Origin of the sequence: Alicyclobacillus vulcanalis, from assembly GCF_900156755.1 — a bacterium.
GTDB classification, from domain to species: Bacteria; Bacillota; Bacilli; order Alicyclobacillales; family Alicyclobacillaceae; genus Alicyclobacillus; species Alicyclobacillus vulcanalis.
The window spans coordinates 161,097-173,861 of record NZ_FTOO01000003.1 but is presented as its reverse complement, the minus strand read 5'-3'; the positions used below and the strand labels follow the sequence as shown (position 1 = coordinate 173,861).

Here is a 12,765-nt window from a genome sequence, read left to right as displayed (position 1 = left end):
GAGATGATTCACGAACAGACCGATTTTGCAACCAGTGAGGCCATCCGCCCCGATGCTTCTGTTCCGCCGCCGGCGGACTGGATGTATCTCGGGAAACCGGTTGCCTTCGAGGCAACCTCATGCGCGGCCACCGTGGCACACGAGGCCAAGGTGTCCCTCGGGGTGATGGCCATCGACGCGGAGGTCCTGCGCGTGGCCATCCTCGGGCCCACAGGCGATTGGCCCAAGAGCACGCCGGCCATCGTCGAGGACGTGTCGAGTGGTCTGCCCTGGCGGCTGGAACGGGGCGATCGCGCCGCAGCGCTCGTCTCCGAAGCCGGCTGGCGCGTCGAGATCGACCAGGTCGACGGGACGTGGTGCGTGGCGCACCGCGACCTCGCCTCGAAGCTCGCAGGGCTCACGTGGTACCGCGCCAAGCGCGGCGGTGCGTGCACCTTCCGATCGGCGGAAGACGCGCGCTTTTACGGGCTCGGCGAAAAGCCAGGGCCGCTGGACAAGCGGAACGAGGCGTACACGATGTGGAATTCTGACGTCTACGCGCCGCACGTGCCGGAAATGGAAGCCCTCTACCTGTCGGTGCCATTCGTCATCCGGCTCGAGCAGCAACAGGTCATCGGCATCTTTGTCGACAATCCCGGGCGCTCGCGCTTCGACTTTCGATCGCGTCACCCGGATGTCGAGATCGCCACAGAGCGCGGCGGCCTGGACGTCTACTTCATCTTCGCTCGGTCGCTGAAGGACGCCATTCGCCGGTACACCGCGCTGACGGGGCGGATGCCCCTGCCTCCGAGGTGGGCGCTGGGTTACCACCAGTCGCGGTATTCCTACGAGACCCAGAGCGAAGTGGTCTCCGTGGCGCAGACCTTTCGGCACCGCGACATCCCGCTCGACGCCCTGTACCTCGATATCCACTACATGGACGGGTTCCGCGTCTTCACGTTCGACGACAGGCGATTTCCCGATCCGGCCGGCATGTGCCGAGAACTTCAATCCCTAGGCGTCCATGTGGTCCCCATTGTCGATCCGGGCGTCAAGCAGGACCCCGAATACCCGGTGTATCGCGAGGGGCTCGCTCAGGACCGCTTTTGCAAGACGGCCGAAGGCCAAGTCTACCTCGGCGAGGTCTGGCCGGGCATGAGCGCCTTTCCAGACTTCTTTGCGCCAGCGGTGCGCACATGGTGGGGAGACTGGCACCGCGTGTTCACGCATGCCGGGATCGAAGGCATTTGGAACGATATGAACGAGCCCGCGGTGTTCAACGAGACGAAGACCATGGACGTCGGCGTCCTCCACCGCGACGGCGACGAGATGCGCACGCACGGCGAGGTGCACAATCTCTATGGGTTCTGGATGGCAGCGGCCACGTATGAGGGGCTCAAGGAACAGCTGCAGGGCAGGCGGCCGTTTGTCCTCACGCGGGCGGGATACAGCGGCATTCAGCGCTATGCGGCCGTCTGGACGGGCGACAACCGCAGCTTTTGGGAACACATGGCCATGGCCATTCCCATGGTTCTGAACATGGGCATGTCGGGCATCGCGTTTGGCGGGCCGGATGTCGGCGGATTTGCGCATCATGCGTCGGGGGAGCTTCTCGCGCGCTGGACGCAGATGGGGGCCTTCTTTCCCTTCTTCCGCAACCATAGTGCCATGGGAACGCATCGCCAGGAGCCGTGGTCGTTTGGTCCAAAATTTGAAGCCATCATTCGGCAGGCGATTCGCAGGCGCTATCGATTCTTGCCCTACCTCTACACGCTCTTTCGCGAGGCGCACGAGACAGGGCTGCCCGTCATGCGGCCGCTGGTCCTCGAGTATCCGGACGATCCGGCCACGTACAACCTGGACGACGAGTTTCTCGTTGGGACCGATCTCCTTGTGGCACCTGTGCTCAAGCCGGACTTCACCTGCCGCGCGGTGTATCTGCCTGAGGGCGAGTGGATTGATTATGACACCCACGCGCGGTATCGCGGCGGCCAGCACGTGCTCGTCGAGGCGCCGCTCGAGCGGATTCCCGTCTTCGTCCGCGCGGGAAGCGCCATTCCGGTCAACCTCGCGGAGGTACCGGGGGAGACGAAACTCGCCTGGGAAATCTACCTGGGCGCTGACGGGCAGGCGATCGGTCGACTATATCAGGACGACGGCGAGACGTTCGCCTATGAGGACGGCGCCTACTGCGATCGCCAATTGCGCGCGGTCGACACCGGGGACGGGATATGTGTCGAATGCACCCTGGTCTACGGCTCGGGAGAAGGGGGAAGCACGGAGAGCGAAATTCGGATCTTGACGGCCGACGGCGCAGAAAAACGGGCGTCCGCCGAGGGCATTTCGTTCGCCGTGAAGGTGCGGTAAGAGGGTGCATTGAAGTTGGCGTTGTAGTTGGCGCTGAAGTTGGCACTGCAGGCTCGTTCATGGCTTGCGAGGCGTACCCGATGCGCGCGTCCACGCGCTGAGGTGAGCCGACGTCTGCACCCAGGGCCGGGCTCGGGCGAATGTCCCCGTCCGGCCCGCGGCCCAGGCGATGGGTCCGCCCTCCGGCCCGCGGCCCGCTCACCTGGAAGCTGCCGACTCCCATGCGACGGTTTTATTCTTGCCCGTCTGCTTCGCCCGGTACAGACACTGGTCCGCCCGTTCGAAGAGCGCGTCTCTCGCTTCGCCAGGGTGGTACGTCGACAGCCCAATGCTCACCGTCGCGCGACTGCCCTCAAGCTCCACGTGATGCAGGTTCGCAATATACTCCCGGATTTTCTCCATATTCTGAACGGCCTCGTCGTGCGTCACTTCGGGAATGATGACGGCGAATTCCTCACCCCCGTACCGAGCCAAAAAGTCTCCCGCGGCCAGATGTTGCTGGATGGCCTGGGCCGTGCGGCGAAGAATTTCGTCTCCAATCAGATGGCCGTACTGATCATTGATTTGCTTGAAATTGTCAATGTCGATCACGGCGAGGTGCAGCGGGGTGTTCGTCTCTTCGCTGATTTGAAGCGCAAAATCAAGGTACTCATCGAACGACTTGCGGTTGTAAAGGCCGGTCAGGGCGTCGGTCTTCGCCTCTTTTTCAGACAGAATCTGCCGAACCCAAAGTTCGGTCTGCGTCCGCGTCTGCACCCGCAGCTCGTTCCAGATGCGCAACCCAAAGCGGAGAATGACGTGAGAGGCCGATGCCACCCACGCCAAGATGAGCGTCCACATGGCCAGGTGGCAAAGCGCGCTTAAGATCACGTTCGGACTTGTCACGCCTGAAATCTGCGCCATCGTCAGCGCGAGCTCTGCCGCCCAAGCCGCCGCGCCCGCGACCCACACCTTCTCGACCCGAAGGTGCAGAATGGAGGTCATCACCGGCAACAACAGGGAGGCCCGGACCGCGTCCACGTTCGGATACGCGGCAATCGCCACGAGCGCGAGCAGCGTTCCGGCGACGATCAGCGTATTCTCCCGGACGTGCGGGTATTTCCGCACCATCCATTCGGCGCCCGCCTGAATCAGCACGACGGCGAGGGGAGCCACCAACCAGGCCCGCAAGGCGAGCGGCAGCAAGTGAGCCCGATGCAGCCACCACTCGCCCGGCGCAAACAGGAGGTCTCCCACCAGAAATAAACCCACGAACATCCGATGAATTTGTATCGCGCGCTGAGCCCCATTGCGGAGCTCGCGAACTTCTTCAGGCAGAGACACGGTCATCACCAATGTCCATCTTCGACAAGAGGCCCCAAGATCCTGCTTTCCATCGACATACACCCCGGCGACATGCCGCCTGGCGTCATGCCCGCGTCAGGCTGAAGTCCGCGATGATGCGCCCCACTTCGCGCCCCTGGGTGTTGACCACAGCCGGTTCCACATAGGGCGCGAGCGCATCCAACTCCGCAGCCGTCAACGACCCAAGCTGTTCCAGCGCCTTCAGGGCCACCGGCGGGATCGCGCGCGCGTTGCCGTCCAGGATCTTCACCACCATGGCGAGGCGCTCTTTGGTGTCGATCACGGCCAAAAATCCCTCAGCGCCGCCCTTCGCCACCATGCGCCCGCGCGTGGCCCGCATCAAATCCGTGTCAAACCGATCCCGGCTGCCTCCCACGAGTTCCGGGTGTTCCCCCATCGCCGTGCGAATGCGCCGCATCGCCGGGGCGTGGGGGCCATCCTCGGCCACAAACGTCGAAAACGCGCGCGCCCAGTTCCTCAGAGGCAGCGCGTGCACCGGCACCCCGCAGCCGTCCACGCCGACGCGAATCGCCGCTTTGTCCACGCCCGCCAGTTCGCTGAGCGTCGATAAGATCGCCTGCTGCAGAGGGTGGTCCAGCTCCGCGTAGGTCGCCGGATCTGCTCCGGTGGCGCGGCAGTACGCGAGCATACCCGCGTGTTTGCCCGAACAATTGTTGTGGATGGCGGAGAGCGTCTCTCCGCGCCGCACCAGCGCCTCGTACGCCTCCCGGCTGTGCGGCATGTGCACGCCGCACACCAGGTGGCGCGGCTCGAGACCTATCCGCTCGAGAATCTCGCTCGCCTTCTCGACATGCATCGGTTCGCTGCTGTGCGAGGCACACATGATGGCGAGGTGGCTGTCGTCCAGGCCAAACGCCTCGAGCGCTCCCGATTCCACCACGGGAATGGCCTGAATCGGCTTGCAGGAACTGCGGGCGAACGTGAAGAAGTCGAGATCGCCGACATGCGCGACCACTTCGCCTGCCTCATTCGCCACGGCAATCGCGCCCGCGTGCCAGCTTTCGTCGACGGCACCGCGGGTGACACGGACAAATGGCTTCATGCACGGTCTTCCTTTCCGCGTGACACCTTTCTGCACGAAGAGTGTATCACAGGATCAGGCGGGGAAGCGGCGGTCTTTACGCTCTGGCCGACTTCCGACAAGATGGAGATGACTGCGACGTTTGACTTGTGAGGGGGAATGGCAGTTGGCACCTGTTCAGCGCGTCACCCTGATCGGGCTCGGCGCCATCGGCGCGAGCTACGGCGAGCGGCTCCTCGCCGCGCCGGACGTGGAGCTCCGGGTGCTGGTCGATGAAGAGCGGAAGCGGCGGTACGAGGCCTCTGGCATCCGCGTCAATGGGCGTCCCGTCCCATTTCCGCTGCACGTGCCTGCGGACCGCGCGGAGCCTGCGGACCTCGTGCTGTTTTGCGTGAAGTACGACGATCTCGCCCGCGCCATCGAGATGGTGCGAGGCCACGTCGGCCCGCGCACCGCCTTCATGTCGCTCCTGAACGGCATCGCGAGCGAGGACGACATCCAGGCGGCGTTTCCCCATCACGCGGTGCTCCACGCCATCAGCGTGGCCATCGATGCTGTGCGCGTGGGGCGCGACATCTCGTATTCCACGCTAGGCTACATCTCGTTCGGCGACGCGACGGGACGCCACCAAGACGCGGTACGGGCGGTGGGGCAGATCTTCGATCGGGCGGGAATTCGCTACGAGATTCCGGAGGACATCCTGCGCACCGTGTGGTGGAAGTTTATGATCAACGTCGGCGTCAACCAAGCCTCGGCGATTTTGCGCGCGCCCTACGGCGTGTTTCAGCAGTCCGCCGATGCGCGCGAGGTCATGCGCCTGGCGATGCGCGAGGTGGTGGCCATCGCCCAAAAGCGCGGCATTGCGCTCACCGAGGACGACGTGGTGGGTTTCGACCAAATTCTCTGCGCCATGTCGCCGGAGGGCAAGACGTCCATGCTCCAGGATGTCGAGGCCGGCCGGCCTACCGAGGTCGAGCAGTTTGCAGGCAAGGTGATTCAACTCGGTGCCGATCTCGGCGTGCCGACGCCCGTCAACCAGCTCTTGTACCACGCCATTCACGCTCTTGCGCCCCGCGAGGCCGTCTCGTCCGCGTTCTCCAACGTTTAAAGCGCGGCGGCTGAAAACGCAGCGCCGCGGGCGCGCGAGGTACGCACGTCCGCGGCGCAGCCGCGCCATCATTGGAGCTTGTAGTCTTCCGGCGTCTTCAACGCGCCGGCAAGGGCTTGCTCGATGTCCCAGCGAATCGCGTCGTCGATGCCCGATTTGCGGTTTCTGTAGAACTTGCGGCCCAAGGTGTAGATTTCCTGTCGCAACGCCTCGTCGTCCGGGTGATGCGGCAACTCTTTCAGGAGACGGTAATAGCGGTCTTCGACTGAATCCTGCCTGCGGATATAGAGATACAGATAATAACATCCACCGAGCACAATCACGGCGGAGATCAGCCAGTAGACAAACTTCATCTCCCACTGCGCCTCCTCGCGCGAAGGATCCTGTTCTATGACCTAGTTTACCTCGTTTCACGCCGGCGGATCCCGTCTTCCTGCGCATGTTCGGACAAACGACACACTCACGCGGAAAGCGGCGAGGCGGTGACGGTGACAAGCGTGCCGATGTGCGTATAGGAGAACACCGTTTTGGCCGCGGCATACGGCAGTTCCACGCAACCGAGGCTCTGGGGAAAGCCGTACTTTGCCCGCAGGAAACCGTGGACCGCGCAACCTTTGTAGAAGTAGCTCACCCATGGAACGCCGGGATCGTCGTAGGGCGTGCCGTCCGGATCCTTGCCCTTCATTTCCTGCGACGTGTACTGCACGTAGACGCCGTACGTGCCATACGGCGTGGGTGACTGCGCGATGCCTGTGTTGCACAGCGATTTGAGGACAAGCTGGCCATTCACCCAGAGTTCGAGCGTCTCGGGCAACGACGTGGTCACCAGGATGTAGCTGTAGGGCGCCTTTTCTGCCGTCTCATTGCCGGCGAGGGCCTGCGCCAGCGCATGAATGACGTCCGGCCCGGCAATGCCATCCACGCCCAGGTGATGTTGTGCTTCAAACGCCATGACGGCGCCCTCCGTGATCGGCGTGTCTTCGTCGGCGGACCAGAGCGCCACCCACGAGCTTGGCGCGTGATACAGAAGTTGAAACGAGCCTGGGATGGGCACGAGCGTCTGATGCTCGGCGCTCGCCGCGAGTGCGAGCCGCACCTGACGGGTGGACGTCTGCGCCGCGGGAGAGAAGACGGCGGGCAAATAGCCGAGCACGGCCAAGGCTTCGTTTAACCACCGGGCCGCTTCGCCCGTATCGCCGACCCCGACGAGCGGCCCTTGCGGGACTTGGGCAGGCGGTTGCGATGACTTGTGTGTGGGCGCGTGGGTCTGGCTGCTCTCTTTCGAGGGCGGCACTGTGTTTTGCGCCAAGCGCTGAAGGTCCTTCCAGTCCTGATTGAGGTTGCTCCACGCGGATGGCGGAATCGTGGGTTGTGGAAGATCAGCGTCGAGGCTCGTCGCGCCCCACGAGAAGGGAAACGGGCTGAGCCAGACACAGACTGCGAGAGCCAAAGCCATCCATCGAATCCACCGAGTGCGCATGACCATCTCTCCGCCCTCTTCCGGCGACCCCTTGGTGCAGGGGTCGACAGAATCTTCTTCCAACTATACTTTACCTGATTGTAGCGTCACAAGCTGTCGAATGGTGCAGGATCCCTGTGATCATCGTGTATGCTGCCGTGCCCGCAACATGCCGATGATCACAGCCATTCGCACCGCAATCCACCGCTTCGATGGATAGACGGGCGAACAGCTGGTCTTGGTGACGCAGGCGCGGCGGTCCATTTGGAAAATTTGATGTTGATCCGTTCTGTTCCATGCTATAATCCGAGATACCAAGTTTGTGCGGAATGCGGGGGCCATGTGTGTTGCGCGCACTCACGACATTGGCGAGAAGTTTGTTGACCGTCGTCACGGCCGCAGTGTTGTTTGCGTTCAACTTTGAACTGGTCGGCATTGTGGCGTTCCGCTACTTGTACAACCCGCATAGCGCGATGGGGCACGACATTGCGCTCGCGCTCCACATCCTGTTGTCTGCCGTGTTAACGGCTTGGATGTACCGTCAGTTTTTTCACGAGCACCTCTGGCGCGCGTGAAAAAAGGGCAAGCCCCAGGGCTTGCCCTTTTTTCCTGTGCACCGTCAAGAGGCTTTTCAAGAAACTTTGACCACAAGCTTGCCGGTGTTGACGCCGGTGAACAGGCCCAAAAACGCGTCGATGGTTCGGTCGAAGCCCTCAATCACCGTCTCACGCGACTTCAGGCGGCCCTCGTTGAACCAGGTCTGCAGCTTTTGCAGTCCTTCAGGGAAGCGGGACGCGTAGTCTCCGACGATGAACCCTTGCATCTTCGACTTGCGCGTCAGGAGAAGCGGGCCTGGCCGCGGGCCGACGTCGGGCTTGTCGAGGTTGTAGAGGGCAATCTGACCGCAGAGCGAAATGCGTGCGAAGTCGTTGATGCGCTTCAGCACTTCGTCGGACACGGTCCCCCCGACGTTGTCGAAGTACACGTCCACGCCGTCGGGGCAGGCGCGCTTCAAGTCTTCCGCAAACGTGGGCGACTTGTAATTGACGGCCGCGTCGAAGCCGAGCTCCTCCACCAGAAAGCGGATCTTGTCATCCGACCCGGCAATTCCGACGGCCTTGCAGCCCAGGATTTTCGCGATCTGACCCACCACCATACCGACGGCGCCAGCCGCACCGGATATCACCACGGTCTCACCGGGTTTCGGATCGCACACATCGATGAGACCGAAATAAGCGGTCAGACCGGTCATACCGAGCAGCCCGAGTGCGAGCGTCAACGGTTCGGGAGCCGGATCGAGCTTCTGCACCTTGGACCCTGCGACGACAGCGTGCGTCTGCCAGCCGGTCTGGGTGAGCACTTTATCTCCTGGGCGGAGGTGTGCGGCCTTGGACTCTACCACTTCGCACACGGCACCGCCTGTGATAGGCTCGTCGAGGCGATAGGGCGGGACGTACGACTTGACGTCGTTCATGCGCCCGCGCATGTACGGATCGACCGACAGGTAGAGGGTGCGGACGAGCACTTGGCCCTCCTCGAGCGGAGGGAGATCGACGGACTCGAAGCGAAAACAGTCCGTGGTCGGCGTGCCCTGTGGCCGTTTGGCGAGCACGATACGTTGGGCGGTGACAGTCATGAGAACACCTCCGTCGAATGCGATACACCAATCGTTGGGGCACAATACGGATCCCCGGCCTCAGTATACACCACGTGGAGACGGGAGGCGAAAGACCGATGGCGTCGCGCGCACTGGAACTGAAAAATGTTGGGTTCGAAACCGGGGGCCTCTGGCTCATCCGCGGCATCTCCGCCGAGGCCCACGTGGGACAGACCGTGGCCATCATCGGGCCGTCGGGCGCCGGCAAGAGCACGCTCATCTCGCTCATCAATCTCCTGCGCACGCCGACGGAGGGCGAGATCGTCGTCCTTGGGCGTGAGGTGCGCGACTGGCCCGTGCGCGAGCTCAGGCAGCGGGTGGGCATGGTCTTCCAGTCGCCGGTCATCTTTCCCGGAAGTGTCCGGGAGAATGTGATGTTCGGACTGGAGTTGCACCGCCGCCCGGCGCGGGATGTGGCCGAACTTCTCCACATGGTAGACTTGCCCGCTGACCTCGCGGACCATTCCGCAGAGGACCTCTCGGGCGGCCAGAAGAGCCGAGTGGCGCTCGCCCGCACGCTCGCCATGGACCCGGACATTTTGTTGCTGGACGAAGTGACGGCGGCGCTCGACGTGCACGCCAAGCGGGAGGTTGAATCCACGCTTTTGCGGCTCAAGCAAGAACTCCATCAGACCATGCTCTGGGTCACGCACGATCTCGACCAGGCCCGGCGCGTCGCCGATGAGGTCTGGTTTGTCGCCGGAGGTCGCCTGTTGGAGCGCGGCTCGCCCGACGTCTTGTTTGCGGAACCCAAGACGGAGGCGCTGAGGTCGTTTTTGGCGGAAGGGGGGTCGGGATCGTGAGCTATGTGTCGCTTTCCTTCACGGTGCTCTTCGTCGCGCTTTCCATCGCGCTTTCGCTGTGGCTTCGCCTGGGCGTCGAGCGCGATATCATCGTCGCCGCCGTGCGCGCCGCGATCCAGCTCGTGGTCATCGGCTACATTCTCAAGTGGGTCTTCGCCTCCCATCGGCTGATCTTCATCCTGCTCATGGTGGCGCTCATCATCGGCGTTGCGGCCTGGAACGCGCGCGGGCGGGCAAAGGGGATTCCGGGCGCGTTCTGGCGCATTGCGGCAGGGCTCGTCACGACGGAGATTCTCACGCAGGCGGTGCTCGTCGGCTTTGGCGTCATCCCGTTTCAAGCGCGCTACGTGATCACGACGTCCGGCATGATCGTCGGCAACTCGATGGTGGCGGCGGGCCTGCTGATGAACCGCTTGCGGCGCGAGGTGGAGAGCGGCCGCGGCGAGATCATGGCCATCCTGGCGCTCGGCGGATCGCCCAGGCAAGCGATGTATCCGCGGCTCGTGCAGGCCATCCGCGCGGGGATGATCCCGACCATCGACTCGACCAAGACCACGGGGCTGGTCCAGCTCCCAGGCATGATGACCGGCCAGATTATCGCCGGGCAAGATCCCGTGCAGGCCGTGCGCTATCAGCTGATGATCCTCTTCTGCATCCTGGCCGGATCGGCGGTGACGAGCATTGTCATTGGGTTTTTGACGTATCCGACGCTGTTCAACCGGTACCAGCAGCTGAGGGAGGACGTGATCGCGTGAAGCTCGCCATCGTGGGCGCGGGCGTCGCGGGGCTCGCGGCGGCTTTGGCGTGTGCGCGCGCCGGTGTGGCGTATGACCTGGTAGATCGCGCCGAGCAGCCGTTGGAAGGCGGGGTGGCGCTGACGCTGTGGCCGAACGCGCTGCGGGCGCTTGCCGATCTCGGCGTCGATGCGCGCGACCTGGAGGCGTTTGTGCCGGTGGAGGAGGGCGAGATCGTCGACATGCGGGGGCGGACGCTGTATCGCCTGCCGCTCCCGTGGATGAAGGCGCGGTTTGGGTTTTGGCCGGTGTGCGTGCGGCGCTCGATGCTGTTGCGCCGAATGCATGAGGCGGCGGGGGCTCCCCGCGTGGAGCGGCTCACGGTGCGCCGCGCATGGGCGGAGGGTTCCGCGGCGGTGGACTTGGAAACAGAGAATGGCACCCGGCGCTACGACGGCCTCATCCTGGCGGACGGCATCCGCGGCGCGGTGCGTGCGAGCCTCGTCCACGTGCGGCTGCGCCCGGCGCACTACGTCGCGTGGCGCGGCATCGCGCGCGGCCTTTCCGTCGGTCCACGCATGCGCGAGATCTGGGGGCGCGGGTTTCGCTTCGGCTATGCGTCCATGGGCCCGGAGGGGGTCTATTGGTTTCTCACGCTCAACCGCAGCCAACTCGGCTCCGCCGTCGATCCGGCCGCAGCCTGGCGCGCCGCCGTGCAGATGGCATCGCATGCGCCCGCCGAGGTCGCGCGCTTATTGGCGGGCACACCGCCGGAAACGGTGTACGCGCACGACATTCACGATCTCGCCCCGGGCGCGCCACTCGCGCTCGGGAGAATTGCGCTCATCGGCGATACGGCGCACGCCGTGACCCCGAACCTCGGGCTTGGGGGCGGACTGGCGCTGGAAGACGGCGCCGCGCTGATGCGCGCGTTCTCGGTGCACCGTGTCGCGGAGTTGCCTGAGGCGCTCCCGGACGCGCTCGGCACCTACGCGCGAGGCAGGCGGCTGCGCGTGGCGCAGATGGCCTGTGTGACGCGCCTCCTCGGCGATGTGATGCAATGGGAGGGCAAGGCGTCGAGCACGGTGCGCGACGCCGTGTTTCGCGCGATGGCGCCGCTCGGTGAGAAGGTGGCCTGGACGTGGATGATGGGGGGTTAAACCGTTTGGCGGGGGATGTGGGAGCGGACGAGTCACAGCGCGAGCCAAGTATGTTAACCTATATGCATGTAATAGTTAACGAATGGAGCGATGGCCGTGATCGAGTTTGAGACCATGCCGACCTCTTGGTCCTCCCTTGCGTCGCGCGTGCTCCGCGGCGAATCCATCACGCGCAGTGAAGCCCTCGCCATCGTGCGCGCGAGCGACGACGAGTTGCTCGAGCTTCTCGCTGCGGCCTTCCAAATCCGCCGCCACTTCTTCGGCAGGAAGGTCAAGCTGAACATGATCATCAACGCCAAGTCGAAGATGTGTCCGGAAGACTGCGCTTACTGCTCCCAGTCGGCCATCTCGAAGGCGCCCGTCGCGAAGTACCCGCTCGTGTCCAAAGAGGAGATCCTCGCAGGTGCCCGCGAAGCGGAGCGCCGCAAGGCGGGCACCTATTGCATCGTCATCAGCGGGCGGAAGCCGTCGGATCGGGAAATTAAGCGCATCGCGGAAGCCGTGGAGGAGATCCGCGCCACGACTTCGCTGAAAATTTGCTGTTGCCTTGGGCTTTTATCGCCCGAACAGGCGAGACGGCTTGCACAAGCGGGTGTTCACCGCTACAACCACAATTTGAACACGAGCCGGGATCGGTATGGCGACATCTGTACCACCCATACGTACGGCGATCGCGTCCAGACCTTGGAACACGTGAAACAAGCCGGCATGTCGCCGTGCTCCGGCGTCATTTTTGGAATGGGCGAGTCGGACGAAGAGGCGGTGGACGTGGCTTTCGCGCTGAAAGAGCTCGACGCCGATTCCATCCCGTGCAACTTCCTGAATCCCATTCCCGGCACGCCGCTCGAGGGCCTGGAGACGCTTGACCCCCGGCGCTGCCTGAAGCTGCTCTGCATGATGCGCTTCGTCAATCCGTCGAAAGAGATCCGCATCGCAGAGGGGCGCGAGCGCAACCTACGCAGCCTTCAGGTGCTCGGACTCTACCCCGCCAACTCCATTTTTGTCGGCGACTATCTGACGACGCCCGGCCAGGCGCCGACGGAGGACTGGGCGATGATCGAGGACCTGGGCTTTGAGATTGAAACGTGTGCGCTGTGAGGTGTTTGCAGGAC

12 protein-coding genes are annotated in these 12,765 nt (G+C 63.6%); 7 read left to right on the top strand and 5 right to left on the bottom strand.

Annotated elements, in window-relative coordinates; translation table 11 throughout:
- The first annotated feature begins 3 nt into the window (after window positions 1–3).
- Window positions 4–2,346: a glycoside hydrolase family 31 protein gene (locus BW934_RS05075; protein WP_076345762.1), complete on the top strand. Its 2,343-nt coding sequence runs from the start codon at window positions 4–6 to the stop codon at window positions 2,344–2,346.
- Between the two features lie 198 nt (window positions 2,347–2,544).
- On the opposite strand, the gene BW934_RS05070 is transcribed toward BW934_RS05075, so the two are convergent.
- Together BW934_RS05070 and BW934_RS05065 are read right to left on the bottom strand one after the other, a co-directional pair.
- Window positions 2,545–3,675, bottom strand: a complete 1,131-nt coding sequence (locus BW934_RS05070; RefSeq protein WP_084182507.1) for a GGDEF domain-containing protein — start codon at window positions 3,673–3,675, stop codon at window positions 2,545–2,547.
- A 79-nt stretch (window positions 3,676–3,754) separates the two neighbouring features.
- Window positions 3,755–4,753, bottom strand: coding sequence for an asparaginase (locus tag BW934_RS05065; protein ID WP_076345758.1), 999 nt, complete (start codon window positions 4,751–4,753; stop codon window positions 3,755–3,757).
- Between the two features lie 145 nt (window positions 4,754–4,898).
- On the opposite strand from BW934_RS05065, the gene BW934_RS05060 reads away from it, so the two are divergent.
- Window positions 4,899–5,840, top strand: coding sequence for a ketopantoate reductase family protein (locus tag BW934_RS05060; protein WP_076345755.1), 942 nt, complete (start codon window positions 4,899–4,901; stop codon window positions 5,838–5,840).
- A 68-nt stretch (window positions 5,841–5,908) separates the two neighbouring features.
- Here BW934_RS05060 and BW934_RS05055 read toward each other — a convergent pair whose 3' ends face one another.
- Both BW934_RS05055 and BW934_RS05050 read right to left on the bottom strand, forming a co-directional pair.
- On the bottom strand, window positions 5,909–6,193 hold the full coding sequence (locus BW934_RS05055; protein ID WP_076345753.1) for a hypothetical protein: 285 nt from the start codon (window positions 6,191–6,193) through the stop codon (window positions 5,909–5,911).
- A gap of 107 nt (window positions 6,194–6,300) precedes the next feature.
- Entirely contained in the window at window positions 6,301–7,320 is a 1,020-nt protein-coding gene (locus tag BW934_RS05050; protein ID WP_076345972.1) for a L,D-transpeptidase family protein, read from the bottom strand.
- Between the two features lie 323 nt (window positions 7,321–7,643).
- Here BW934_RS05050 and BW934_RS05045 point away from each other — a divergent pair, with 323 nt between their 5' ends.
- On the top strand, window positions 7,644–7,874 hold the full coding sequence (locus tag BW934_RS05045) for a hypothetical protein (RefSeq protein WP_076345751.1): 231 nt from the start codon (window positions 7,644–7,646) through the stop codon (window positions 7,872–7,874).
- Window positions 7,875–7,930: 56 nt separating this feature from the next.
- On the opposite strand, the gene BW934_RS05040 is transcribed toward BW934_RS05045, so the two are convergent.
- Entirely contained in the window at window positions 7,931–8,935 is a 1,005-nt protein-coding gene (locus tag BW934_RS05040) for an NADP-dependent oxidoreductase (protein ID WP_076345749.1), read from the bottom strand.
- A 98-nt stretch (window positions 8,936–9,033) separates the two neighbouring features.
- Between BW934_RS05040 and BW934_RS05035 the strand changes: the two genes are divergently transcribed.
- The 4 genes from BW934_RS05035 to bioB all read left to right on the top strand — a co-directional run bounded on the left by BW934_RS05035 (window position 9,034) and on the right by bioB (window position 12,751).
- Window positions 9,034–9,759, top strand: a complete 726-nt coding sequence (locus BW934_RS05035; RefSeq protein ID WP_076345747.1) for an amino acid ABC transporter ATP-binding protein — start codon at window positions 9,034–9,036, stop codon at window positions 9,757–9,759.
- Entirely contained in the window at window positions 9,756–10,514 is a 759-nt protein-coding gene (locus tag BW934_RS05030) for an ABC transporter permease (RefSeq protein ID WP_076345745.1), read from the top strand. Before BW934_RS05035 ends, BW934_RS05030 begins: the two co-directional genes overlap by 4 nt.
- Complete coding sequence (locus BW934_RS05025) at window positions 10,511–11,653, top strand: FAD-dependent monooxygenase (RefSeq protein ID WP_076345743.1); 1,143 nt, start codon at window positions 10,511–10,513, stop codon at window positions 11,651–11,653. Before BW934_RS05030 ends, BW934_RS05025 begins: the two co-directional genes overlap by 4 nt.
- 90 nt (window positions 11,654–11,743) lie before the next feature.
- The gene (gene bioB / locus BW934_RS05020) at window positions 11,744–12,751 is read left to right on the top strand and encodes a biotin synthase BioB (protein WP_143232537.1); all 1,008 of its coding nucleotides are present in this window, start codon (window positions 11,744–11,746) and stop codon (window positions 12,749–12,751) included.
- Window positions 12,752–12,765 lie beyond the last annotated feature (14 nt).